26 protein-coding genes and 3 pseudogenes are annotated in these 24,132 nt (G+C 70.5%); 6 read left to right on the forward strand and 23 right to left on the reverse strand.

Features of this window, described 5'->3' with window-relative positions; genetic code table 11:
* Positions 1–146: 146 nt before the first annotated feature.
* The gene (locus BFF77_RS13960) at positions 147–614 is read right to left on the reverse strand and encodes a DUF6194 family protein (protein ID WP_066948609.1); all 468 of its coding nucleotides are present in this window, start codon (positions 612–614) and stop codon (positions 147–149) included.
* A gap of 63 nt (positions 615–677) precedes the next feature.
* Here BFF77_RS13960 and BFF77_RS13965 point away from each other — a divergent pair, with 63 nt between their 5' ends.
* The 3 genes from BFF77_RS13965 to BFF77_RS33240 all read left to right on the forward strand — a co-directional run bounded on the left by BFF77_RS13965 (position 678) and on the right by BFF77_RS33240 (position 2,279).
* Positions 678–1,424 (forward strand): MerR family transcriptional regulator, encoded by a 747-nt coding sequence (locus tag BFF77_RS13965; protein ID WP_066948612.1) that lies wholly within the window; start codon positions 678–680, stop codon positions 1,422–1,424.
* A 374-nt stretch (positions 1,425–1,798) separates the two neighbouring features.
* Entirely contained in the window at positions 1,799–2,050 is a 252-nt protein-coding gene (locus BFF77_RS13970; protein WP_066948615.1) for a DUF6400 family protein, read from the forward strand.
* On the forward strand, positions 2,034–2,279 hold the full coding sequence (locus tag BFF77_RS33240; RefSeq protein ID WP_079125132.1) for a hypothetical protein: 246 nt from the start codon (positions 2,034–2,036) through the stop codon (positions 2,277–2,279). The genes BFF77_RS13970 and BFF77_RS33240 overlap by 17 nt, the downstream gene beginning before the upstream one ends.
* A gap of 72 nt (positions 2,280–2,351) precedes the next feature.
* On the opposite strand, the gene BFF77_RS13975 is transcribed toward BFF77_RS33240, so the two are convergent.
* The 6 genes and pseudogenes from BFF77_RS13975 to BFF77_RS14000 all read right to left on the reverse strand — a co-directional run bounded on the left by BFF77_RS13975 (position 2,352) and on the right by BFF77_RS14000 (position 6,649).
* Positions 2,352–3,530 (reverse strand): Cmx/CmrA family chloramphenicol efflux MFS transporter, encoded by a 1,179-nt coding sequence (locus tag BFF77_RS13975; protein ID WP_066948617.1) that lies wholly within the window; start codon positions 3,528–3,530, stop codon positions 2,352–2,354.
* A gap of 264 nt (positions 3,531–3,794) precedes the next feature.
* Positions 3,795–4,034, reverse strand: a complete 240-nt coding sequence (locus BFF77_RS13980) for a hypothetical protein (RefSeq protein ID WP_066948620.1) — start codon at positions 4,032–4,034, stop codon at positions 3,795–3,797.
* 279 nt (positions 4,035–4,313) lie between these two features.
* Complete coding sequence (locus BFF77_RS13985; protein WP_066948623.1) at positions 4,314–4,718, reverse strand: nuclear transport factor 2 family protein; 405 nt, start codon at positions 4,716–4,718, stop codon at positions 4,314–4,316.
* Positions 4,719–4,900: 182 nt separating this feature from the next.
* Positions 4,901–5,503, reverse strand: a complete 603-nt coding sequence (locus tag BFF77_RS13990) for an HD domain-containing protein (protein WP_066948626.1) — start codon at positions 5,501–5,503, stop codon at positions 4,901–4,903.
* 24 nt (positions 5,504–5,527) lie between these two features.
* Positions 5,528–5,731 (reverse strand): annotated as a pseudogene (locus tag BFF77_RS36845) (NADP-dependent oxidoreductase); the annotation flags it as partial.
* 315 nt (positions 5,732–6,046) lie between these two features.
* Positions 6,047–6,649 carry a TetR/AcrR family transcriptional regulator gene (locus BFF77_RS14000; protein WP_211280229.1) on the reverse strand — a complete coding sequence of 201 codons (603 nt, stop codon included), beginning with the start codon at positions 6,647–6,649 and terminating at the stop codon, positions 6,047–6,049.
* Positions 6,650–6,730: 81 nt separating this feature from the next.
* Between BFF77_RS14000 and BFF77_RS14005 the strand changes: the two genes are divergently transcribed.
* Positions 6,731–7,576: an SDR family oxidoreductase gene (locus BFF77_RS14005; RefSeq protein ID WP_066948635.1), complete on the forward strand. Its 846-nt coding sequence runs from the start codon at positions 6,731–6,733 to the stop codon at positions 7,574–7,576.
* 165 nt (positions 7,577–7,741) lie between these two features.
* Here BFF77_RS14005 and BFF77_RS14010 read toward each other — a convergent pair whose 3' ends face one another.
* The 14 genes and pseudogenes from BFF77_RS14010 to BFF77_RS14070 all read right to left on the reverse strand — a co-directional run bounded on the left by BFF77_RS14010 (position 7,742) and on the right by BFF77_RS14070 (position 20,875).
* On the reverse strand, positions 7,742–8,422 hold the full coding sequence (locus tag BFF77_RS14010; RefSeq protein WP_066948638.1) for a GntR family transcriptional regulator: 681 nt from the start codon (positions 8,420–8,422) through the stop codon (positions 7,742–7,744).
* Positions 8,423–8,872: 450 nt separating this feature from the next.
* The gene (locus BFF77_RS14015; protein WP_066948641.1) at positions 8,873–10,162 is read right to left on the reverse strand and encodes a threonine synthase; all 1,290 of its coding nucleotides are present in this window, start codon (positions 10,160–10,162) and stop codon (positions 8,873–8,875) included.
* A 72-nt stretch (positions 10,163–10,234) separates the two neighbouring features.
* Positions 10,235–10,585 (reverse strand): hypothetical protein, encoded by a 351-nt coding sequence (locus BFF77_RS14020; protein WP_066948644.1) that lies wholly within the window; start codon positions 10,583–10,585, stop codon positions 10,235–10,237.
* Positions 10,586–11,055: 470 nt separating this feature from the next.
* Positions 11,056–11,342 (reverse strand): annotated as a pseudogene (locus BFF77_RS33245) (hypothetical protein); the annotation flags it as partial.
* A gap of 139 nt (positions 11,343–11,481) precedes the next feature.
* Positions 11,482–11,808: a DUF1048 domain-containing protein gene (locus BFF77_RS14025; RefSeq protein ID WP_066948646.1), complete on the reverse strand. Its 327-nt coding sequence runs from the start codon at positions 11,806–11,808 to the stop codon at positions 11,482–11,484.
* Between the two features lies 1 nt (position 11,809).
* A complete protein-coding gene (locus BFF77_RS14030; protein WP_066948649.1) occupies positions 11,810–12,166 on the reverse strand; it encodes a DUF1048 domain-containing protein in 357 nt (118 codons plus the stop codon).
* The gene (locus BFF77_RS36850) at positions 12,163–12,489 is read right to left on the reverse strand and encodes a PadR family transcriptional regulator (RefSeq protein WP_066948652.1); all 327 of its coding nucleotides are present in this window, start codon (positions 12,487–12,489) and stop codon (positions 12,163–12,165) included. Before BFF77_RS36850 ends, BFF77_RS14030 begins: the two co-directional genes overlap by 4 nt.
* 405 nt (positions 12,490–12,894) lie before the next feature.
* Positions 12,895–13,098: pseudogene (locus BFF77_RS38175) on the reverse strand (TetR-like C-terminal domain-containing protein); the annotation flags it as partial.
* 336 nt (positions 13,099–13,434) lie between these two features.
* Positions 13,435–14,439 (reverse strand): MerR family transcriptional regulator, encoded by a 1,005-nt coding sequence (locus BFF77_RS14045; protein WP_066948658.1) that lies wholly within the window; start codon positions 14,437–14,439, stop codon positions 13,435–13,437.
* Positions 14,426–15,115, reverse strand: coding sequence for a HEAT repeat domain-containing protein (locus BFF77_RS14050; RefSeq protein ID WP_066948660.1), 690 nt, complete (start codon positions 15,113–15,115; stop codon positions 14,426–14,428). Before BFF77_RS14050 ends, BFF77_RS14045 begins: the two co-directional genes overlap by 14 nt.
* Before the next feature lie 192 nt (positions 15,116–15,307).
* Complete coding sequence (locus tag BFF77_RS14055) at positions 15,308–15,985, reverse strand: response regulator (RefSeq protein WP_066948663.1); 678 nt, start codon at positions 15,983–15,985, stop codon at positions 15,308–15,310.
* Entirely contained in the window at positions 15,982–17,292 is a 1,311-nt protein-coding gene (locus BFF77_RS14060; protein WP_066948666.1) for a sensor histidine kinase, read from the reverse strand. Before BFF77_RS14060 ends, BFF77_RS14055 begins: the two co-directional genes overlap by 4 nt.
* A gap of 278 nt (positions 17,293–17,570) precedes the next feature.
* On the reverse strand, positions 17,571–19,799 hold the full coding sequence (locus tag BFF77_RS14065) for an MMPL family transporter (protein WP_066948670.1): 2,229 nt from the start codon (positions 19,797–19,799) through the stop codon (positions 17,571–17,573).
* 197 nt (positions 19,800–19,996) lie between these two features.
* Positions 19,997–20,875, reverse strand: coding sequence for an SDR family NAD(P)-dependent oxidoreductase (locus BFF77_RS14070; RefSeq protein WP_066948673.1), 879 nt, complete (start codon positions 20,873–20,875; stop codon positions 19,997–19,999).
* A gap of 56 nt (positions 20,876–20,931) precedes the next feature.
* On the opposite strand from BFF77_RS14070, the gene BFF77_RS14075 reads away from it, so the two are divergent.
* Positions 20,932–21,384 carry a MarR family winged helix-turn-helix transcriptional regulator gene (locus BFF77_RS14075; protein WP_079125135.1) on the forward strand — a complete coding sequence of 151 codons (453 nt, stop codon included), beginning with the start codon at positions 20,932–20,934 and terminating at the stop codon, positions 21,382–21,384.
* A gap of 121 nt (positions 21,385–21,505) precedes the next feature.
* Positions 21,506–21,946: a hypothetical protein gene (locus tag BFF77_RS14080; protein ID WP_066948675.1), complete on the forward strand. Its 441-nt coding sequence runs from the start codon at positions 21,506–21,508 to the stop codon at positions 21,944–21,946.
* Positions 21,947–22,233: 287 nt separating this feature from the next.
* Here BFF77_RS14080 and BFF77_RS14085 read toward each other — a convergent pair whose 3' ends face one another.
* Positions 22,234–23,358 carry an MFS transporter gene (locus BFF77_RS14085; protein ID WP_079125137.1) on the reverse strand — a complete coding sequence of 375 codons (1,125 nt, stop codon included), beginning with the start codon at positions 23,356–23,358 and terminating at the stop codon, positions 22,234–22,236.
* Positions 23,359–23,426: 68 nt separating this feature from the next.
* Entirely contained in the window at positions 23,427–23,924 is a 498-nt protein-coding gene (locus BFF77_RS38180) for a DUF7677 family protein (RefSeq protein WP_425424370.1), read from the reverse strand.
* Positions 23,925–24,132 lie beyond the last annotated feature (208 nt).

The raw sequence follows: 24,132 nt of genomic DNA on the forward strand, positions 1-24,132 counted from the left end.
ACCGACCCCGCCCCGGGAGCCCGCCCCAGGCTCCCGGCGGTACGGGCGAAAGGCGCCTGCCGGACGGAGACCGGGCCAGGCGCCTTTCGCGAGCGCCCGGTGCGCCGGCGGTCCTGCGGGCGGAGATCAGTGAACGTGCCCGGCCGTCACCCGGTACGTCGCTCATGGCGCGAACGCGCGAGGCGATGGGCATCGCGGAGCAGCTCGCGGGTCGTCGCACCGGTTCGCCGGCCCGGATTCACCACCGCGAGCCAGCCGAGGGAGCCGTAGACGGGGTGTGCCATCACCGTGTCGGTGACGCCGGCGTCGGCGTCGTCGCCGTCGGCCGGTTCGCGCGGCGCGTGGCCGGTCAGGTCCACGAAGGCCTTCTTCCCGGCGGCGATGTTGACCCGGAACGTGTCCGGGCGCTCCAGACGCGACCTGTCGTCGCCCGGGTAGTTCTTCGTCACGATCGTCGCGAACGGTTGAGTCGTCCTCGGCACGACACCGTCGGGGGAGTAGTAGAAGAACGTATCCCCCCAACTGATCTCCGGTGAGCCGTCATCGGGTCCCGGCCTGAGGGCCAGGACTCCGTCGAGGTCGCACATGAAGTCGATGATCTCGTCGATGGTCATGTGCTCAAGCGTTTCATTAAGGTGCTTGTGGAGACTTCGAGCCGAGAGACAAGAGGGGAACGGGTGCCAACTCTCAAGTCGTCGGTCCTGCGCACCGTCGATGTCGCGCGAGGTGCCGGATGCTCGGTTCAGCAGGTACGCAATCTTGAGCGCGACGGTGTGCTGCCCCCGGCGACGCGTACGGCCGCGGGCTACCGGATCTACGGAGAGGTCCATCTGCGGTCCGCGCTTGCCTACCGGACCCTCGCGGCCGGCATCGGCCCGGTTGAGGCCAAACGGATCGTTCGGGCCGTGCACCGGTGCCCGGTCTCGGACGTACTCGCCCTTCTCGACGCGGCACACGCCCGACTCGACCGAGAGCGCACACAACTCGGGCTTGCCAGGGAAGCGGTGGAGACCATCGCCGCCGAGCACATCGACGACGTACTCCCGTCGGACTCGATGAGCGTCTTTGAACTCGCCGCCGCGCTGGGAGTGCGCCCATCGACCCTGCGGCACTGGGACGCCGAGGGGCTCGTCGTTCCCCACCGGGTATCCCCGCGCGGAACACGACGGTACTCACCGGCCCAGGCCCGGGACGCCCGCATCGTCCACCAGCTACGCGGCGCCGGGTACCGTATCGACCCGCTCCGGGCCGTGATGCCGGGCATTCGGCAGGGGCACCGGTCGGAAGACGTCCGAGCCGCGCTGGCGGCCCGCGACGCGAGCATCGAGGCCCGCTCCCATGCCCTCCTCGATGCCACGGCCGCACTCAGCGCCCTTCTCGCCGCCGCGCCCCGGACGACCTGCGCGGACCGGACGGGACTCTGACCGACCGGGTACCCGGCGTACGTTCCCGACGGATCGCCCTCGTTGCGGGTGACGGCTCCGCCCGCGTGGCAGGGGTCCGGTGCCGCCCCCTTCGCTGATCCCCGGCCGGGCGGCCCCGCCGGCGAGGGATCAGCCGTCCGTTCCGTGGGGCAGGACGTGAAGTGCGTCACAGTGCCGTGAGCGGACCGTGCCGGCCGTTCGGCGCCTGGCGCCGGCAACGGCCCGCCCCTGTCGGCCGATCCGGGGATGCCCCGCCGACGGGCCGGGCGGAGTCTCGCCCCGGCCCGTCGTGAGGCGACTTAGGCCACCCTTCCCTGCGGGGCGGGCGCCTGGTAGAGAGGGTGGTGTTCCGCCAGCGCACCGGAAGTCTCGCCATGAACCAGGACAACACCACCGGCCCCATCCCCTTCACGATCGACCTGACCTTCGAGGAGGCCCGGCGACGGGCCGAGGTCGTGGCCGCGCTCGGGCCCGACTGGGACCCGGTGGCCGCCCTCCGGGGCGAGGACGAGGCGTACGCCCTTCTCTACTCGGACCTGGACGCCGAGCAGCAGCGCACCTACGACCTGCTGGTGGCGGCCGGTGTCCTGCCGGGGGAGGGGCCGGGCCGTGAAGCTGCCCATTGATCCGCAGGCGGACCTCGCCCGTCGTGCCTGGGTGGCCTGCCCCGTCTGTGACGACGCCCGCCGTTGCGCGACCTGCGCCGACCGCCGCAACTGCGGCGAGCACTGGCGCTATCTGATCTCCAACGACGGGCCGGTCGTCCACCTTCAGTGCCCGCGATGCACGCACATGTGGTCACTGAACACCCGGCCCGGCGTCACCCGCCCCGGCGACAGCGCCCCCTGTTCCTGACGAATCCGCGGCCGTGGCAGCGTGGGACGGGCCTTCGGCGCCCCTCGAAGCGTGAGGGGGCGTCCGCGTACATCACTGGAGCACCTCGTCGCTCCGGCCCGCCATGAGCACACCGCGGAGGGGGAGCGCGACAAGCAGCGCGACGAGCACGAGAAGTCCACTCGCCCACACGGGCCCGGTCTCCCCGGCCGCGGTGCCGAGAGTGGTCGCCGCGATGACCGGTCCGGCGGCGGCCCCGACATTGAGCGCGGCGGTCGCGTACGAACCGGCCATGGTGGGCGCTCCCGCAGCCGCGTGGAGGACCCGCGCGATCAAGGTGCTGCCCAGCGCGAACGACAGCGCGCCCTGCACGAACACGAGGGTGAGCAGGGCGACGGGCTCCTCGGCCAGCACGGCCAGAGCCGGCCAGCCGACGAGGAGCAGCGGACCGCCGACCGCGACGACCGGACCGGGGTGCCGGTCGGACAACCGCCCGGCGAGGGTGACCCCGGCGAAGGAACCGGCGCCGAAGAGCACCAGGACGGCGGGGATCCACGGCTCGTCCAGCCCGGCGGTACCGGTCACGACGGGGGCGAGAAAGGTGAAGCTTCCGAAGGTCGCCGCGTTGACCAGAGCGCCGAGCAGCATCACCAGGATCAAGCGCGGGCTCTTGAGCTGCGCGAACTCCGACCGCAAGGCCGGCGCCCCGGGCCCGTCTCCCCGTGTGGATCGCGCAGGGACTGCCTTGAGGACGCCGAGAGCCGCGGGCAGGCAGAGAAGGGCGACAGCCCAGAACGTGGCCCGCCAGCCGAGCGACGCGCTCAGTACGGAGCCCCCGGGGACTCCGGCGATCGTGGCCACCGTCGCGCCCGACAGCAGCACGGCGAGCGCACGTCCCTTCTTTCCGGGGGAGACCAGCGCGGCGGCGGTCGTCAGAGCCACGGCAAGGAACCCCGCGTTCGCCAGTGCGGCGACGACCCGGGTGGCGAACAGGATCGCGAAACTCGTGGTGGCGGCGCCCACGGCGTGAGCCGCCGAGAACACGAGCACGCACCCGAGAAGGCTCGTCCGCCTGGGCCAGCCACGCGCGAGCGCGGCCATGAGCGGGGCGCCGACGATCATTCCGATCGCGAAGGCCGAGGTGAGCGTGCCGGCTGTCCCGACCGTCACATCGAGGTCGGAGGCCATGTCCGGCAAGAGGCCGGCGAGCATGAATTCGGAGGTGCCCATGGCGAAGATCGCCAAGGCAAGCAGGTACAGCGCGGGAGGCATCGAGTGGCTCCGAGGTGAGGAGAGGCATGACAGAGGCGTCTCGTCACCGCGGTCAGCACCGAGGTGCACTTTCGTCCGGCCGCGGAGCGCGTGGGCGCGGCGGGACGACTACTCAGTGGTTCAGGGGGCTGACGGGTGACCGAAAGCCCCCACCTTGTCCGACTCGGGGCTCGACATGGCCCGCACGCTACCCGACCGAGGTCCGTCGGCGCACACCGGTTTTCCCGCGCACCGCGGCTCCGTCTTCCGCGGGCCGGACAAACCTCAGGAGGCCGGCAGCGGCTTCCATGTCGCGGCGCCCGGCTGCCGGCCGTCCGGCGGGTAGTCGCAGTCGATGCCGCTGACCTCCCGGTCGCCGTCCGAGTCGACCACCGCGACGCCCGTGCAGGCTCTGCCGTGCTCGTCGGTCCAGGTGACGACCTCGCTGCTGTCGGCACAGCCCGCCAGCAGCAGGGTGCCCGCGACCACCAGTCCGGCGAGTGCGGTCGTGCGACGAACCCTCATGTGATCCCCCCGTGAGTCCGGGCCCTGTGACACGGGCCGCCGCCCCGCGCCGACATGTCTTCAGCCTTGGTAGCAGCGGGAGTTGAACGCGTGGCCAACGAACCGTCACGGACCGGCGGGTTCGTGTGACGGCTCCGACGCGGTTCTCTCCTCCCGCCCGCCCGAGCAAGATGCACGGCCAGGGGTCGGGATCGGCCGCGACGCCCACCACTCACGAAAGCCCGGAGCCCGCGTCGGCACGCCGACACGGGCTCATGAACGGTCGGGACCACCTCCGGGTCAGGCCCTGGCGATATTCCTGCCCGGCATCGGCTCCGCGAGTGCTCTCCGCCATTCAGGCGCACCGAAGGCGTCCGCGAAGTACTGTGTCTCGTGCACCACATGCCCGTGGGCGAATTCCATCATGCTCACCGAATAGGTGGGATTGCCGTCGTAGGTGATGACACACTCGCTCACCCACAGATTCCCGCTGCCGGCGATCCGGTGGACCGTGAAGTGGCGGTTGGCCGGGTGCCCGCCACGCTGCGCCGAAATCGCCGCGCGGCCCCGGAACCGTTCACCTGACTGGGGGTAGTCGAGGATCGCGTCCGTGGCGTAGAGGGCGTGTTCGGCTTCGATGTCCCCGCGTTCCGATGCCCGCCAGTGTTCCTCGATCGCGGCCTTCGTCCGGATGTCAGGATCCATGGCACATTGTCCCTTCTGTAGGCGGCCGGAGCGATCCGGGGATCTGCGTCGGCGAAGGAGAGGCACAGCCCCGCACCGGCGAGCTCTGGAGGCGGCTTCCTGCCTGTCCGGTACGAACTGCGCGGCAGCGAGAAGTGCCGGGTATGCGCTTCTCCGAGCTGATATGCCCTTGGGCATGCCCTTCAGAAGGCGGAATCGAGCGGATTCCCCGCCATTCTCGCGCTGAGGCCGGACCGCATGGCCTCCGCTGCCGAACTGTCGGGTTTGCGCTCCGCCTGGGACTGGAAGCACGCCAGGAAATCCTTGGTGAGATCGAGCCGGGGATGGCGTTCCACTACCCGGGCCCTGAAATCGGGGGTGAAGTCGTCCGCGTTCCTTCCGGTTATCTCCGTGGCGGTCGCACGGGAGAGGAGGTGCCCCTCGGGGTCGACGGACACGTCCACCTCGGACCACATGTGCCTGATGATCACTTCCGACAGACGCTCGCGGCGGTCCGCCGGCCAGCCGGCGCCGGCCGCGAACACCCGTGCCACATGGCCGCCTGCCTCCTCGAACGGGACGGTGTGGCTGTCGAACGCCGGCACCAGGCCGAAATCGTGGAACAGCGCGGCCACGTAGAGCAGTTCCGGGTCGAAGCGGATGCCGCGGGCCGTGCCGTGGGCCGCCGCCCACACATAGGCGCGCAGGGAGTGGTTGAGCAGCGCGGGGGACTGATAGGCGGATGACAGTTCCAGGGCCGCGGCCGACGCTGCGGTGTCCGGTACCACGAGATCGTCGAGGGTCATGTTCGCCTGCCTTCTGGCTCGGTCCTACGGGATGTCGATGATCGTCCTGCCGGTGACGCGCCGGTCGGGGGCGAAGGCGGCGGGCGCCTCGTGGAGTGGCCGCACGGCCCCGACGAGAGGCCTGAGCCGTCCGTCCCTGAGCCGCTGGGCGAGGTCCGTGAGCCGGGCGCGATCGGGTTCGACGACGAAGAAGACGGCCCGCCCGTCCGTGGGCAGGACCGTGGGTGGCGTGCCGAGCTCACCGGAGGTGAACCCCGCGGCAGTCACCCGCACGACGACGTCGTTCTCGGCGGCGTGCGGATGGGGCATGTCCGACAGGGAGAGTCCACCGACACCGGCGTCACGGTCTCGGACGGTGATGGCTCGCATGGCAGATCCTTGCTCGGACGACGTCCTTCCGAAAACAAGCACACACGTGTCCGTTCGGCACGGCCAGGCGGGCAATCACATCAGGCCACTCTGATCGCCCGGCCGGCAGCGTCCGGGGGAGGCCGTCGGCGCCGGCGGATGAGCCCGGCCGGTCGCCGGGTGCCGGGTGCCGGGTCAGAGATTCCCGTCGGAAGCCTGGAGGGAGTCGAGCCAGCGCAGGAGGCGGGCTCCTTCGCGGGTCATGATGTCCGGGTCGCGCAGGGCATTGGCCATGAGCGACATGCCCTGGTAGCCGGATACGAGGGTGAGGGACAGGCCGCCCGGGTCGGACAGGCCCAGCTCGCGGAACTGGCCTTCGGCCCAGTCCAGGAGCCGCCGGATGACCGCGCCGGCTTCCGCGTCGAGGGTCCCGTCGGCGCGCTTGTCGAGTTCGACGGCCAGGGTGCCGGTGGGGCAGCCGTACCGTGCGGCGATGTCGCGCTGCTCGACCCAGGCTCCCACGAGGGCCTTGAGGCGGTCGCGCGGGTCGGCCAGTCGCTCCAGCCGGGCGGTGAGTTCGTCCAGGTGCGCGCTGTGCTCGGACAGCGCGCCCTGGACCAGCTCGTCCTTCGTCTTGAAGTAGTAGTAGACATTTCCGACAGGGACATCGGCCTCGCGTGCGATGTCGGCGAGGGTCGTGCGCTCGACCCCCCGCTCGTGCAGAACCCTGGCCGCTGCCGCCGTGAGCCGTTGGCGCTTCTGCGACGACCGTACCCGCCGATTCACTGAGTTGGTCACCCAACTGACTATAGACAGCCTCCGGCACGCGCGTGCTAGGTTCGACTGAGTCAGCCGACTAACTTTCTTGGAGAGATCGCGATGATCACAGTGACGGGCGCCACCGGCAACATCGGGCGGACACTGGTGGACCTGCTGGCCGGGGCGGGCGAGGAGGTCGTGGCCGTGTCGCGGCGGCCCCAGCCCGAACACCGCGTGGCCGGGGTCCGGTGGGCCCAGGCCGATGTCGGGGACGCGGGGAGTGTGCGGTCCGCCCTCACGGGAGCCCGTGCTCTGTTCCTCCTGCTGGGCGGCGAGCTCAACAGCCGGGGCGAGAGCCCGGACGCTCTGCTGGACGCGGCCACAGACGCCGGGATCGAGCGGGTCGTTCTGGTCTCCTCGCAGGTCGGCGCCACCCGGCCGGAAGCTCCCTCACATGCCCGGCTGCGGGAGTTCGAGGCGGCTGTGCGCGCGTCCGGACGGGATTTCACCTTTCTGCGTCCCGGCGGTTTCGCCTCGAACGCCTTTGCCTGGGCCGAGACGGTCCGTACCAGGCGCACGGTCTTCGCCCCGTTCGGTGACGTGGCGCTGCCCGTCGTCGATCCGGCGGACATCGCCGCGGTCGCCGCGACCGTGCTGCGTGAGGACGGGCACGCGGGTCGTGTGTACGAGCTGACCGGCCCCGAACTGATCAGTCCACGCCGGCAGGCCGCGGCCATCGCCGAGGCTCTGGGCGAGAAGGTGACCTTCGTGGAGCTGTCCCGCGAGGACGCCCATGCCCGCATGGCGCAGTTCATGCCGGAGCAGGTCGTCACCGGCACTCTGGACGTGCTCGGTGTCCCGCTCCCGGCCGAGCAGAAGATCAGCCCCGACGTGGAGACCGTCCTGCACCGCCCGGCCCGGCCCTTCGGCGAGTGGGCCGCACGCAATCTGCCGATGTTCCGGTAGTGCCGCTGTTCCCGCGGAACCGGGAACAGCCAGGACAGCCACCAGCGGGTGCGCGCTCATCGCCCGTGGAGCACGGAAGGCCCCGCGAGTACCGCCAAGACGATCAGGGCGAACAGCCGCACCTGGACCGAGCCGGGATTGGCCCGACCGAAGTCTGACGGGCCGTCATGGCTGCTGCGCCTGCTCCGCCGCGCTCCGTACCTCGAGGTAGCGCTGCAGCGCCGCGCCCGCTTCACGGACATGGAGGCGGATGTGCCGCTCCGCGGCGCGCGGGTCGCCCTTGCGGATCGCCTCCAGAATGGCCTCGTGCTCCTCGATGGCTACGGGCAGCCGGCCGGGCGCCCGCGCGGAGAGACGGTTGCCCAGGCGCACCTGGGCGATGAGGTTCTCCGCGATGGGGATGAGCCGTCGGCTGCCCGAGCCCTCCCAGATCAGGCGGTGGAACGCGAGGTCCAATTCCCCGTAGGAGTGCAGGTTGTTCGCCTCGATGGCCTCGCGTTGCTTGTCCAGCAGCCGGTCCAGCTGGGCGGCGATCCGGTCATGGCCGGGCGCCCCGGCCGTCCGGCGCGCCGCGATCCCGTCGAGGGCCTCCCGCAGCTCGTACAGTTCCAGCAGATCGCCGGTGGTGACTTCGGGGACGAAGTAGCCGCGGTGCGGGACGGAGATGAGGAAGCCCTCGCGTTCGAGCGCGGCGAGGGCGGCCTTGATGGGGGTGGGGCTGAGACCGAGCTGTTCGGTCAGGGGACGGACGGTGACGCGGGAGCCCGGGGTGAGGGAGCCCTCGAGGATGGCGGCCCGCAGGTGGTCGTAGGCGGCGTTCAGCAAGGTGTGGCGTGGGACGGTCATGGACGCCGGAGCCCCCCTTTTCTCCGTGAAGATGTGTACCGAGCACGGTACTTCCCCGGAGTGGCCACGGCGCGGCCGGGCGTGTCAGCGCAGTCTGCGCTCGTACCGGCGGGACAGCATCGTCAGCGGCGGGCAGAGGACGAAGAAGACGGCGAGTACGGCGCCGAGGATCGGTACCGCGTGGGAGGAGCCGCCGGAGAGGGTGAGCCGTTCGACGGAGCGTTGTGATGCTTCGAGGCTGTCGAGCAGTCCGACGACGGCGGCCAGTGAGGTCTGTTGGGTGAGGTTGACGACGAGTCCGATCAGCGGGGGGAGTGCTCGCCGGACGGCCTGGGGCAGGAGGACGTGCCGTATGCGTCCGGTTGCCTCGGGTACGCGTCGGCCTTGCCATCGCCGGCCGTGTGCCGTCGGGTGACCGGGTGGGCGGACCGTCCTCGCTCGGCGACCGGGTCACGGCTGTGTCCGGTGGCCGTGGGCCGTGCCGGTCGCTTCGGCCGCCGAGGCCTCCGGCGGCAGGTCCGCGTCGCGTTCCAGGCGGGGCGGCCGGCCGACCCCCAGAGTGTCGGCGTACTTGACCGCACTGCCGGTGTTGAGCACCAGGACCTCCTCGTCCCCGGAGAGCCACCCGTCGGCGCGCAGCCGCCGTACCGCGGCCAGCGTCGCCGCCCCCTCCGGGCACATCAGCACACCGTCGGACGTCGCACAGGCCAGCTGCTCCTCAAGGATGTCCCGGTCGTCGACGGCGATCGCCGTGCCGTTGCTGTCCCGCAGCGCGGACAGGATGAGGAAGTCGCCCAGCGCGCTCGCGACGTTGATCCCGAACGCGACCGTGTGCGCCTGGTCCGCGGGCCACGGCTGAGCGGTCTCGGCCCCCGACTCGAAGGCCCGTACGATCGGCGCGCAGCCGCTGGACTGCACGGCCACGAACCGGGGCAGCCGCCCGGTGATCCACCCCAGCGCGGCCAGCTCGTCGAGCGCCTTGCGGATACCGATCAGACCCACACCGCCACCGGTCGGGTACACCACGACATCCGGCACCCGCCAGCCGAACTGTTCGGCGATCTCCAGCCCCATCGTCTTCTTGCCCTCGATGCGGTACGGCTCGCGCAGCGTCGCCGCGCTGAACCAGCCGTCCCGTACCGCCTGTCCCGCGATGCGACCGGCGTCGCCGATCAGACCGTCCACCAAGTACACCCGGGCGCCGACCGCCAGACACTCCTTGCGGGTCACCTGCGGAGCGTCCTCGGGCATCACCACCAGACACTCCGTGCCGGCCCGCGCGGCATAGGTGGCCCAGGCGGCGCCGGCATTGCCGTTGGTCGGCAGCGTCAGGCGCCGCACTCCCAGTTCACGCGCCCGGGAAACACCGACCGCGGCTCCCCGTGCCTTGAAACTGCCGGTCGGCAGCATGCCCTCGTCCTTGGCCAGCAGGCCCGGTACCCCGATCCGCCGGCCGTACGCGGCCAGCGGCACGATCGGTGTCCAGCCCTCGCCGAGGGTGACCACATTCACGGGATCCCGTACCGGCAGCAGCTCCCGGTACCGCCACAGGTCCGCGCCGCGCGAGGCGATGTCCCGCGGCCGGACCGAGGACCGGACCCGGTCGAGGTCGTAGCGCACCAGCAGTGGCGAACCACAACGGCACACGTTCTGCGGCAGATCAGCGTCGTACCGCTCGGCGCACCGTCCACACTCCAGGTGGGTCAGCGCGCTCGTCCAGCTTCCGTCGTCGGGGTACAACCGGCTCTTCCTCTCTGTCCGGCCGGGATTGGCCGGCGGTGGGGACGGAAGGACCCGCCCCCGCCGCACGCTCTACTTTCCGAGGCGTTGGAACTGGTCGGCCGTCAGCTTCGTCGACGGCCCGTAGTACGCGGCGTTGAAGAGCGTCCGCTGCTCGGACCGGTTCCAGGCGCGGAACCCGATCTCGCTGCCGAAGGTGACGACGTAACCCTTGCCGATCGTCCAGGACAGCCCGTTGACCGCCCCGTCGAGGTCCTCGCCCGATGTCGGGGTCGTATGGGCCAGGGAGCCGTCGGTTCCGATCGCAGTCCCGAAGTACTCCGCCCGGGTCGGGGCGCGCCCCTTCTTCTGCCCGGCGGACGGCTGGTCATGGTCGGTCGGGGGTGTCGCGGGCGCTGCCGAGGCGGCACTCGGGTGGATCACCGTCGCGGCCGCTCCTGCGCCGGCCGCCGCGGTGGTCCGAAGAAGCGTTCGGCGGGAGAGTCTTGAGTTTTCACTGCTGGTCATCTACCGACATCGCCTTTCACGTTCCGGCTGGGCCGGGCCGTTGTCCGTCACGGAGTCAGGAGGGATCGACTTCGCTGGTCTGCGGGGTGTCGTACAACGCCGTACGGGGAGGTGGCGCAGCGCCGCGCCACGATGGTCGTCGCGATGCCCGGGTGCCGCGCGCTGCTGTCGGGCAGACCCGCGTGATGATCCGCGAGCGCCCCGACCCCGGACAGTGGAAACCTCGTGCGCAACGCAATCTGTCATCCGGCACCGAGAGAGGGCAACGGTTCAATCTTGGATTTAATATTAAAAGCGTATTGCATCGTGCCTGGCTGGGGCGGTGGCAGCGCGGTATGCGTTGTGCGGGCAACCAGCACTACGAGCGATAGCTGACGCCCCGTCAGTCATCGCGCCCATTGCGGGTCGCGGTTGAACTGCGCCGCCGGCCAGCGGTAGCCGAGGGCGATCAGGCCGACGCACCGGGCGATCGCGATCCAGGTCGGCGCCAGGGCGAAGAGCACGACGAGCCCGAATGCTGCCGCCGGTCCAGGACGTTCGCGTCCGTGGAGCGCAAACCGATGGCCGCGCCGACGGCGCCGACGAGGACCACGCTCATGACGGATTGCGGCACGCTGCCGACGACGTGGCCGATGAGTACCGAAGGGCGGTGGACCGCCATCGTGTGGAAGCGGGTCTCGCCGGCCGGCTCGACCGCTTCGTGGACAGGATCCGCGGCTTCTGGTGGCCGGTCGGCGCGTGCCCGTTCTCGCTGCGCCGGGGCGGACGAACCGCGTGTGCGGGCTATGCCCACCGGCACGGGACGACGGGTGTTACCTCTCGGCCGTGCCGGATTCCCCGCTGATGGACTCCTGATAGACGTCCGCGTAGGTGCGTGAGTCCTTGACCAGGTCGTCGCAGAACGCGGCGACATCCTTGCCGATGAGTCCCAAGACCCCCTTGCCCGAGGCGACCCCCTCCTCGAAGAAGTCGACGATCCCGGGGAGCAGGGGTCCGTCGGGCAGATCGATCGGTCCGATCTTGAACAGGTACTTCTGCATCTCCTTGTAGACGATCTGGTAGTCCGGTGGGAGTGCCTTGACCCGAGCCATGTGCGCCCGCCACTGCTTCTTGCCTTCGACAATGTCCTGGATGCCCATGTCAGCCTCCCAGCCGGCTCAGTTTCCTTGCGACGTTCCTGTTCAACTGCTCACGCCAGCGGTCGCGATAGGTTCGGGCCCCTTCCCCGCCGGCCAGCGCCGTGCAGAAGCCCCGGATGTCGTCGCCGAACACCTCGTGGACGCTCTGCCCGTCCGCCGCTGTTTCCTCGAGCAGCCCCAGGGCCGCGTCGAGAATCGGCATCAGGTTGCGGCCGGTGAAGCTCCCATGGGGAAAGAGGTGGCCCTTGATCTGCTCCCACGCCGCCCGGTATTCGTCCGGCAGGGCCGCGGCCCGGGCTTCGAACGCCTTGCATTCCCTGGTCAGATCGCTGCCTGTGATGGTCTCCCAGAAGTTCATCTCCCGCCCTCCTTGAGCCTGTCGATGCGTGATGAGACGTACTGCCATTTCGCCCAGAACTTCGCGAGTTCGTCGCGTCCGGCGTCGTTGAGCGCGTAGAACTTGCGCGGCGGACCGACCCCGGACGGTCGTTTCGTCACCTGGACGAGTCCGTTCCTCTCCAGTCGCACCAAGATGGTGTACACCGTCCCCTCGATGACGTCGGCGAAGCCGAGCTCGTTCAGCCGACGGGTGATGGCGTACCCGTAGGTCTCCTCGCTGTCGATGATTTCGAGCACGCATCCTTCGAGCGTGCCCTTCAGCATCTCCGTCAGGTCGTCCATCGGGAGTCCTCCCCGGCTCTTTTGGTACTGCGTACTACCGAGTACCACTATACGGTACCACCGAGTAGTGGAGGCTGTCAGCGATCGGCGGGCACGGACCGGACTCCGCGATCGGTGACGCGAAGGAAGCGGGGGCGCGGGCACCTGCGGCCCGGGCGCATGTATGACGGGACCGCTCACCCGACGCCTACTCAGGCGCGGGCGGGATGAGCTGTGTGAAGGTATCGGCAAGGCGGAGGGCGAGCGCCCTCGTCTCGTCGGAGCCGGCGAGACCGGTGAGCGTCTGCAGTGCGCCGCCGTGTACGAGGAGTACGAGCCCGTGGGCCGCCGCCCAGGCGCCGGCAGCGGGATGTCGTCCGGAACGGCCGGGACGGCGGTGCCCGCGGCGGTGTCGCCCGTGGTCTCGGCCGTGGTATCGATCAGCGTCGCGAACGACTCGCGATGGGCCCGGACGAGCGTGGGGGCATCGCGGTCCAGCTGGTCCGATCGGAACATCAGATCGAACAGCTCGGGATTGCCGAGTCCGAAGTCCATGTACGCCCGGCCGAGGGCCGTGAAGCGCTCCGCCGGATCGGACTTGCGCAACCGCCGGGCGCCGAAGCTCAGCACGGCTGCAACAACGCAGCGCCGGGCAAAGCACGGCCGGACGAATCACCGCCGGACAACGCGCGGCCGACCCGGATCAGATATCGGTGAGAGCGTCGCCGCCCGGGCCGGCGTGATCGACGGACCTTGCCGTTCAGCCCGCCGCGGGAGCACCGCCCCCGTCCGGCTCTCCGTCGGCTCCCTGGCGGCGGCTTGCGCCGGCCGCGGACTCCATGTCGGCCGACAACACCACGAGGCCGGGGAGCCCGTGTCGGTCCGGCGGTACCGCGCGACAGCGAGTCCGTCGGCTGGTGACAGGTTTTCACCGGTTCACCGGCACTCAGATCCCGGAGAGATCCGTCACCGCGCGTCGCGGAGCTGAAGAAGGTATGCGGCAGTCAGCGCCACGGCACGGTTCTCGTCGTGCGACAGCTCCACGAGTGCACGTGACGCCGTCGTCCCCGGAATGCCCGCCAGTGCTTGGGTCAGCCGACCGCGTGCGGGCTCCTCACTGGTGCCGTGGGCGAGCCGGTCGACGAGCCTGGTCGCGATCCGATCCGCTGTCCCGGTGTCGTTCGCCAGCACACTCAGCGCATCGGCCGCGTCGATGTCGTTCCTTCCCTCCACGATCATGTCGATGAGTGCCGGGACCGTGTCGGCCTCACCACGTGTACCGAGCGCAAGAGCCGCATACCCGCGGACCACGGCATCGGGATTCGCGAGGGCGTCCCGCAGGTGCGCGGCAGCCTCATCGCCTGGCATCTCGGCGAGGGCCTGAACGGCACGTTCCCGCACCGCGGCCACCGGCGAGCCGAGGCCCTCCGCCAGCAGCGCCAGGGCGCCGGCCTCCGATCGCGCCAGCGCCCATCGCAGGGCCCCGGCGACGTTCGGATCCGTCTCGCTCAGTGCCGCCTCGACCAGTGCCTCCACCGGCACCGGAATCTCGTCGCCCGAGGAGAGGGCCGCGCGCTGACGCGCGTCGGCGCTCTTCGACCCCAGCGCGTGAAGGAGCGCGACGACCTGGAGCACGCCCTCCCAGTCGGCGGGGTCCGCGGCATGGATCCGGCGGAGCCGTGTGAGCAGCTCGGTCTCGGCCGCGATGCGCTCGCGCGTCTGGCGGATGAGGTCGCCGACAAGCGCCGAAGGCGTGAAACCGGGATCGTCGAGCGCGCGCCCGATCTCATGCAGCGACAGACCCAGCGTCCGCAGGCTCTCGACATGGAAGATCCGCCGGATGTCCTGCGCGGAGTACTCCCGATAACCGGAGCCCGTACGGGCCGAAGGCCGCACCAGGCCGAGCGATTCGTAGTGCCGGAGCATGCGGGCACTGACCCCGGACCGTCTCGACACCTCACCGATCAGCACGGTCCTCATCGTCCGCCTCGGGGGCCCCTGCGAGCGCCACGACGCGCTTCGCCTCCTCGATCGCAGACTCGAATCCGGCGTCCGGGTCGCGCAGCAGCCGTTGTGTGGCGAGCGCGTGCGCACGCACGCGCGGGTCGGAGGCCGTCGTCGCAGCACGCAGGGCCGGGACAATCGCCTCACCCAGCGCGACCAGCGCCTGGCTGAGACTCAGCTGCGTCTCCCGCTCACCGCGCCCGAGCTGCGTTGCCAGCACCGTGGCCAGGGCGGACTCCTCGCCTTCCGGTACGAGCACGACCGCGGCCCGCCAGGCGCTCCTCGCCACCTCGACCTCGTCGTCGGACAACAGCGCCCGTGTGATCGACGGCCACGCCTGCCGGTCCCCGATCTTGGACAGCGTGTGCAGCGCCTGGCTGCGTGCCTGCGCACGCTCCGAGCGGACTTCGCGGAGCAGCCTGGGGAGCGTCAGGGAAACCGGGTGGCGGGTGAGCGCCCAGGTCAGCATGTCGCGGACGAAGAACTCTGGCTCGATCGCGCATCGCTCGACGAGCTGGTCGACGAAGCACGGGTCGGGCGCCGTACCGACCGCCAGGGCGGCCCGTAGCCGCACAGACGAACGGCTGTCCTCCAGCGCCCGGAGCGCTCGTAGCGCATCCGTGTCCTGCCTCGTCATGGTCATCGGGACCACCTCCTTGGGAAGTAGTGAAGACCTTGTCACTGTGTCAAGGTCAAACGGGCCGCCCCCGTTGGAGCTACGGCCACCGCTCGGCGACCACCGAGCGGCATGGCCCTGTGCGGACGGCAGGTCTCGGCCGGGTACGACGCCGGGCAGAGGGCCGGGCGCCTGGACGTCGAAACCGTGCGCGCCCGATCAGTTGGGCCGGGCCAGGCCGACGTCGTAGGCGAAGATGACGGCCTGGACCCGGTCGCGGACGTCGATCTTGGTGAGGATGCGGCTGACGTGGGATTTGACCGTGGATTCGGCGAGGTGGAGTTCAGCGGCGATCTCGGCGTTGGACGAGCCGGTGGCGACGGCGGTGAGGACTTCTCGTTCCCGGTCGGTGAGCACTGCCAGTGGGCGCTGCCGCGCACGGCTGAGATGGGGTGTTTCGTGGCGGTGGTGGGGCCGTGAGGCGGTGAAGGCGTCGATCAGCCTGCGGGTGAGACTCGGTGAGGTGACGCAGTCGCCGGCGGCCACCGCCCTGATCCCGACGACGAGTTCCTCGGGTTGTGCGTCTTTGAGGAAGAAGCCCGCCGCGCCTGCGCGCAGGGCCTCGTAGGCGTATTCGTCGAGGTCGAAGGTGGTCAGGACCAGGACTCGTGAGCGGTCGCCGGTCGCGGCGATGCGCCGGGTGGCCTCGATGCCGTTGAGGCCGGGCATGCGGACGTCCATCAGGACGACGTCGGGGCGCAGTTCGGCGGTCATGCGGACGGCGTCCTGCCCGTGGGCGGCTTCGCCCACGACGGACATGTCGGGCTGGGCTTCGAGCAGCATGCGAAAGCCGAGGCGCTGCAGGGTCTGGTCGTCGACGATGAGGACGGTGGTCATGTGCGGTGGTTCTCCATGGTGACGGTGGGGGCACCGGGTGCGGTGCTCAGGGCGGTGTGGACGCGCCAGCCGCCCGAGTGGGTGGGGCCCGCGCTGACGTGGCCCTGGTAGAGGGCGGCGCGTTGGCGCATACCGACCAGGCCCTGTCCGCCGTGGTGTTCCGTGTCGGCGCGGCGCGGCGGGCCGGAGTCCTCGACGGTGACGTTCACGGCGCTGCCGTCGGTGTTCACGTCCACGCGGACGCGTGTGTCGGGCGCCGCGTGCTTGAGGGTGTTGGTGAGGGCCTCCTGGACGATGCGGTAGGCGGTGAGCTGCACTCCCTTGCTGAGCGCGGCGAGGTCTCCGCCGGTGTGCAGGGTGGCGGTGGGACCGGCGGCCCGCACACGGTGCATCAGCGCGGTGAGGTCCTCCAGGGTCGGCTGCGGGGCCAGCGGGGCGTCATCGGTCTCCGGGGCGTGGTCGTCGATGACGAGGAGCAGGCGGCGCAGTTCGGCCAGCGCCTCGCGACCGCTGTCGGCGATGATGTGGAGGGTGTCGGCGGAGCGTTCTGAACGGGTCCTGGCCAGAGCCGCGGCCCCGTCGGCAAGGCCGACGATCACGGCGAGGGTGTGGCCCAGGATGTCGTGCATCTCGCGGGACACCCGGGTGCGTTCCTGCGCGGCGGCCAGACGTGTCTGCTGGTCCCGTTCCGTCTCCAGGGCCACGATGTATGCCTTCGCGAGGCGCCCGGTCAGCGCGATGCCCGCGCAGGCGGTGACCGCCAGCATGGCGAGCAGCGTGATTATCTCCGGCCGTTTGGCGTGCTGCAGATGACCGCTGCCCCAGAACGTCGAAGTCCACGCGACGAGTTGCGCGGCCGTGACCGTGCAGGCGAGGGCGAGCTGGCGCCGGGTGCCGTAGCGGCCGACGTTGTAGAGCGCGACGATCCGGGCGGCGTCGGCACCGTTGAGGACGTTCAGCGGCAGGGCCAGCACCGAGGCGATGGTCGTCAGGGCGAACACCAGGCCGGGCCGGCGTTCGCGCCACAGCAGGGGCACGGAGTAGGCGAGGGTCAGGACGATCTCGCTCGGCATGTGCGCGCGGTTGGCCGGGTTCAGCAGGGAAGGCAGGCCCAGGACGACGCAGAACGCCGGTATGGCCCATCGCCTCAGCTGTGGGTGGTCCCGGTCGAGCATCCGCCACGTGGCCAGCCCGCTGATGATCGACACGGTGACGCGCTGGTCCGGGTCGCTGGTCAGCGAGTGCGGCAGCAGGGAGACGTGGGCGGCGGTCCGATGTGCGGGCGCCGGGGCGATCGGCTCGGTCATGAGCAAGTGGCCTTCGCTGTCCGGGGGCAGGCCGCCCGCCGGCCCTGAGGGGACAGGGCCGGCGGGCAGGGCCGAGGAAGGGAACCTGGGGCTCCGGCGCTGTGGCCGGAAAGGTTTGCCGGGGGCTCGCGGCGCCCGGTGCGGTGCGTCGCGAGGCGGAGGATCGCGCTCGTACGGGACGTACTCGCGCGAGCCGCAACGCGGCCGAGCCGCCGACGCCGCGAGGCGCCGTGCCGAACGCCGCGAGCAGGTGAACCTTTCCGGTCACCGCCCTTGGCTCATGGGGCGGATACGGCCGGTTCCCGCTCTGCGGGGGCGGGGTCGGGGGTGTCCCGGCCCCGGGCGTCCAGGAGCCGGCGGAGCTTCTCGCCCTCGACGTCCACGTTGGGCAGGGCGCGGTCGAGCCAGGCCGGGAGGGCCCAGGCCCGGGCGCCGAGCAGGGTCATCACGGCCGGCACGATCGTCATGCGCACGACGAAAGCGTCGAAGAGGACAGCGGTGGCCAGGCCCATGCCGATCGATTTGACCAGAGCGACGTCATCGAGGAGGAATCCGGCGAAGACCGAGATCATGATGACGGCTGCGGCGGTGACCACGCGGGCTCCGTGCCGGAAGCCGGTGACGATCGCTTCGGTGGGGGTGGCGCCGTGGACGTACGCCTCGCGCATCCCGGAGACGAGGAAGACCTCGTAGTCCATGGCGAGGCCGAAGACGACACCGATCAGCAGGATCGGCAGGAGGCTGACGATGGGGGCGGTCTCGTCGACACCGAAGAGATCCTTCAGCCAGCCCCACTGGAAGACGGCGACCAGGACGCCGAGGGTCGCGACCACGCTGAGCAGGAAGCCGAGGGCGGCCTTCAGCGGGACCAGCACCGACCTGAAGACCAGCAGCAACAGGATCAGGGCGAGGCCGACGACGATGGCCAGGTAAGGCACCATGGCGGCGCCGAGCTTGGCGGAGACGTCGATGTTGACGGCGGTCGCGCCGGTCACCATCAGCTGTGCGCCGCTGTCCTTCTCGACAGCGGCGCCGCGGTCACGGATGTCGGCGACCAGATCCACCGTGGCCCGGCTGGTGGGTGAGCTGCCGGGAACGGCCGTGATGAGGGCGACATCACCGGCCTCGTTGAACACCGCCGGCCGGATGATGGCGATGTCGTCGATCCGGGACAGCATGGTGGCTGTGTCCTCGGCCGCGCTCTTCGGGTCGTCGCCGGCCCGCGCGTCGACGACGACGGTCAGCGGGCCGTTGAAGCCCGGGCCGAAGCCCTTGCTGAGCGTGTCGTAGGCCACGCGCTGTGTGCTGCCCGGAGCGGCCATGCTGTCGTCCGGCAGAGTCAGCCGCAGCGACAGCGCCGGTACGGCCAGCACACCCAGGACGACGACCGAGGACAGGAGCATCTTCCAGGGGTGGCGCGTCACGAAGCGGCCCCAGCGCACGCCCGTCGTGGTGCTCCGGCCGTGCTGCGCGGCGCGCATTCGCCGTGTGGTGAGACGTCCGCGCGCCACGCGGGTGCCGGTGAAGCCCAGCAGAGCCGGCAGCAGCGTCAGCGCCACCAGGACCGCGACCGTGATGGCGAAGGCCGCGGCCAAGCCCATGGTGGTGAGCATCGCGATGCCGATGACGGACAGACCCGCCAGTGCGATGATCACCGTCAGACCGGCGAACACCACCGCCGAACCCGCCGTTCCCAGCGCCCGCCCCGCGGCCTCCTCCGGCCCGTGGCCCTCTCGCAGCTCGCTGCGGTAGCGGGAGACGATGAACAGGGCGTAGTCGATCGCCACCGCCAGGCCCAGCATCAGGGACAGGGTCTGCGCGTTGGAGGCCATGTCGACGAACGACGAGGCGACGCCGACGGCGCACAGCGCGACGCCGACACCGACGACCGCGGACAGCAGCGGCAGCCCGGCCGCGACCAGGGAGCCGAAGGTGATCACCAGCACGAAGGCGGCGATCAGCAGGCCGATCAGTTCCGCGGCGTTGCTCTCCTCCTCGCCCAGGACCGCGTTGCCGCCCAGGCTGACCGCGAGACCCGCGTCCGCCCCCCGCTCGGCGATCTCGTGCAGGGCGTCGGACGCGGCACTGGTGATCTCGGCCTGCGGAACGGCGTAGGTGACCTGGGCGTAGGCGATGCTGCCCGAGGCACTGACCAGTCCGCTGGTGAAGGGATTCGCGACGTTCGCCACCTGAGGGGCCGTCCGCAGCTCCTCGACCAGAGACTCCACCCGCGGCTTGTGCGCGGCGGACGTCAGCTTCTGCCCGTCCGAGGCCTCGATCACCACACGGGCCGTGGCACCGGAGGCAGCCGCCTGGGGGAACTCCCTCTCCAGCAGGTCGATGGCCTGCTGCGACTGGGTGCCGGGAAGGGTGAAGTCGTCCGTCGTACTGCCGGACACGCTGCTGACCCCGATGACCGCGGCGACAAGCACCGCGGTCCATGCCAGCAGCATCAGCCCGCGCCGCCGGAAGGCGAGCCGGCCGAGCCGGTAGAGAAAGGTGGCCATGAAAAGTACTCCCACCAGGAGATAAGGGGATGTGCGAAAGCGGGTCTGACAGGCACCGGAATGAACGGGCCCGACAGCCACCGGAAGGAAAGGTAGGAGGCGGGTGCGACGGGATTGGGCTACTCAAGACGGAATTTGAGGCCGGGGCGGTACCCCGGTACTGGTTCAGCGTCATCCCTGAGACGGATCCGCCGGTCTCAGCCCGCCTCGCGGGCGGCCAGCAGCGCCACGGTCTCCTCCCACAGCTCCTTCTGCACACCGGCGTCCCGGCCGGGCTCGGGGCACTCCAGCGGCCGGGCGTCGCGCACCGAGAAGTAGCCTCCGCTGGTACGTGCGAACGCGGGATCGGCGGCCAGTCGGACGATGATGCCGGCGCCCTTGCGCGGGTCACCGACGCGCAGTGTGTTCAGCAGGCGCTGCAGGACCTTGGAGCCGGGCAGATCACGTCCGAGACCGGTGGCGTTGAAGCCGGGGTCGCAGCAGTTGACGGTGACCTTCGTGGCGTCCAGCCGCCGGGCCAGTTCCTGCGTCCACATGATCGTCATCAGCTTGGTCCGCCCGTACAGCGCCATCGACTCCCGGCCGGTGTACGGATCGACGTGCCGCAGGTCCTCGGCCGGTGCGATCGTCCTGGCCTGCCGGGACGCCTCGGAAGCGACGTTGACGACGCGCGCCGGCGCCGAGGCGAGGAGCCTGCCGGACAGGGCCTGGGTCAGCACGAACGGGCCCAGGTAGTTGACCGCGGTCATCTCCGCGAGACCTTCGGCGGTGGTGCGCTGGGAGAAGGCGTGCAGCCCGGCGTTGTTGATCAGGACGTCCACCCGCGGATAGTGCGCGGCGATCTCCTGCCCGACCCGGTGGGCCTGCGAGACCAGTCCCAGGTCCGCGTGGAAGATGTCGACCGGCACTCCGCCGGCCACCGTCCCGATTTCACTCACGAGGGCCTCGGCCTTGTCGCGGGAGCGGGCCACCACACCGACGCGGTAGCCGCGGCCCGCCAGATCGAGGGCGGCGGCACGGCCCAGCCCGGAGGTGGCTCCGGTGATCACCGCAACAGGTCGGTCCGTCCGGTCCATCACTGCTCCATTGATGAGGTGCCTCACTATTTCCTTGTGGGAGGATACCCGACACCATGAGCGAGCACGCAGCGATCACCACCGACCACGGCCCTGAGCAGGTAGGACTGGCCTTCCTCACGACCGCCTACGGTGTCCGCGAAGAAGTGGACCGGCAGATGCGGTCGACCGCGGGCCTCTCGCTGTCCCGCGCCAAGGTCCTCCAAGTACTGGCCGCGCGCGGCGCGCTGCACCAGGCACAGTTGGCGAATGCCCTCGGGCAGGCGCCGCGCTCGGTCACGCAGATCGTCGAAGGACTCGAACGCGTCGGTCTGGTCACCCGGACCGGTGACACCGAAGACCGCCGCCGCAAGACCGTGTCCCTGACGGACAAAGGCCGCACGACGCTGGCGACGGCGGAACAGGCGGGAACGCACGTCCTTCGTCAGCTCTTCGGATCGCTCGACCCGCAGCAGAAGGCAAGCCTGGGGACACTGCTCGCCCGCCTCGACACGGCCCTCGCGCGCTGACGAGCCCCGGCTCACCTCCGTGGCGTGGGCCGGGGGTTCGGAGCGGGGCTCGAAGTCGTAGAGTGACATAAGCGCAACGTATTTGGTTATGTCTGCTACGGGCGCGGGAGAGGGATTCGCGATGGCATCGTTCAAGGACAATCTGGCCGAGGACGTCACCCTTGAAGGCGCGGCGATGAACGGCGTGCTCAGAGGGCGTGAGGCCGTGCTGGCACAGCTCGGGGTCGTCATCGGGTTCTACCACGACCGGGTGGACGAGTTCAGCTTTGACCACGGCGACTACCACGTGGAGGAGTACGCGGCGGTCGTGGCCGGGCGGCCGATCAAGGCCACCGCGACGATGCACCGCAACGCGGAGGGCAAGATCGACGCGGTTGTCGTCAACCACCGGCCCCTGTCCGCGGCACTGACATTCTCGCGCCTCATCGCCGAATCGCCGATCGGCGCCGAGGGGGACGTCAACCGCTTCTACCGCCCCGAGCGGCAGACATATCAGGACCTGCTGGATTACACGGATGCGCAGAACACGGATGCGCGGAACGTCCGCAGCACGGACGCGTGAGCCGTCGCCGATGGAGGCGACGGGGCCCGCCGCCTCGTGCCGTCCGTATCGGAGCACCGGGTGGCATCGGCGCCGCGTTCGCCCAACGGCCGGCAGGCCGTGGGTACGGCCTGCTCCTGGTGGCCCGGACAGGGGACACGGCTGGGGGCGCCCGCCACCGACATCCCGCGCGCGTCGGCAGGTACGCCGAGGTGTTCGTGGCCGACCGTTCGTGGCCGACCTGACCCAGGACGCGGAACTCGCGCTGGTCGAGGAGGGTACACACCGGGTCCGGGAGGGCTCGGGCGTCAGCTCTCGGGCAGCGGCTTGCGCTGGACACGGAGTCCGATGCCGGCCGACAGCACCACCAGGCATGCGGTGAAGACCAGTCCCGCGTTCTTCAGCCCCAGCCAGAGGGTCAGTGCCCCGACGCCGACCACCGGTAGGGAGATCCCCAGGTAAGCCACGACGAAATACGCCGAGATGGTGCCGCCGCGGTGTGCGGGCGGCGCGGCCCCGCTGATCGCGGCCAGACCCGCACGGAAGGCCAGCCCATGGCCGAGGCCGCCGCAGAACGCGCCCAGCACGAGCAGTGCCAGCGACTCGGCGGCCAGGGACGCGCCCACCAGCAGAAGACCGAGCACCAGGAAGAGACAGCCGCCCGGCAGCGCCCGGCGGACGCCGACCCTCCCGAGCAGCGCCTGTCCGGCCGTGGACGCCAGGAACACCGAGAAGACGACCGCCCCCGACACGGCCAGACTGTGCTCGCCGAGCGTCTGGGACAGAAAGGCCGGTGCCACCGCCAGGAACAGCCCCAGCAGCGCGAAGCCGACGAAAGCCGCCAGAGCCGACGGTACGAACACCCCGCGCGCCTCGGGCGGCACCGACAGACCCCGCGGCCTGAGCCGTGGCCACCGCACCGGATCCCGGACGGTCTCCCGCAGGAACCAGGTCAGCACGCACGCCACAGCCACCAGTGCGAGATTCACCAGGAAGGTCAGCCGCAACGGCCAAGGCGCGTACTGGGCGAGCAGCCCGGACAGCAGCGGACCGCAGCCCAGACCGCCCATACCGGCCGCGGTGGCGACGAACGCCGCCCGGGCCTCATGTCCGGGGGCGGCCAGTTCCAGCACCGCGGCGGTGGCGGTGCCGCTGAACAGCCCGGCGGCGAGGCCCGACAGCAGCCGGCCGACAAGCAGCAGCGCCAGACCGCCCTCGAAGAGGAAACAGAGGGCGCTCGCCGCGGAGAGTCCGAGGGCGGCCAGCAGTACCGGCCGACGCCCCGCCTCGTCGGAGTAGTCGCCCGCCACCAGCAGCGCGGAGATCACCCCGACCGCGTAGACGGCGAACACCACGGTGACCACCAGCTCCGAAAAGCCGAGCTTCTCGCGGTAGAGGCCGTACAGCGGCGTGGGCAGGGTCGTACCGGCCATACCGATGGCGAACACCGCCGCCGCGGCCGGACCGCCGAGCCACCGCCGGGTCTCGCTCGTGCGAACGATCACGTCAGCCACCGTACAAGCGGACGGACGGAGCCGCCGCGCCCATGGCCCTTCGTGTGTCGTGCAGTGCGCAGTCCCGCGCCGGGCGCGCGGCCCCGGCGCTCGGCCGGTCCCGGGGCGGGCCCGGCTCGGCAGCCGCGGTGGTCGGCCAGCGGCCTTCGACCGTGAGATCCACGAACGACGCAACGTGCTGGAACGCCGAGTTCGGTCTCCCAAGCCTGGAACGGCGGCTCGACCTGGTAACTCGGATCGCAACAGCGTCGAATCCACTGTGCGGCACGGTGCTGCGCGTCCTCGTCGTTCAGGACGTTGCCGTTTGCGTCGACTTCCAGCACATTGCCGTAGATCGCGAAGACCTGTTCCAACGACGATCCGAACTCGAAGAGAGCGGGTCGATAGTCAAAACCTTCGAGCAGATCGACGTCAATGGTGCCATTCGCCAAGTAGAAGGCGAAGAACCGAAGTGAAGCACGTACGTCGACAGGAAGATGTCCCATCAGCACATCATGCCTGGTGTTTACACCGCCTTGACAAGATCTTTTTGACAACGGCGGCCCGGCTGCCGCCGCCGGCCGTTGCCCGCTGCGCGTACATCGGCGGCTGAAGCCCACCTCGTCACGCTGACAGCTGCCCCTCGGGCTGGACCCTGAGGTGCCTGTTGCAGAGCGCTACCCGCGGCGCCGCCGCCGCGGGTAGCGCTCTGCA

This window comes from Streptomyces lushanensis (assembly GCF_001700515.1).
Taxonomy (GTDB): Bacteria; Actinomycetota; Actinomycetes; order Streptomycetales; family Streptomycetaceae; genus Streptomyces; species Streptomyces lushanensis.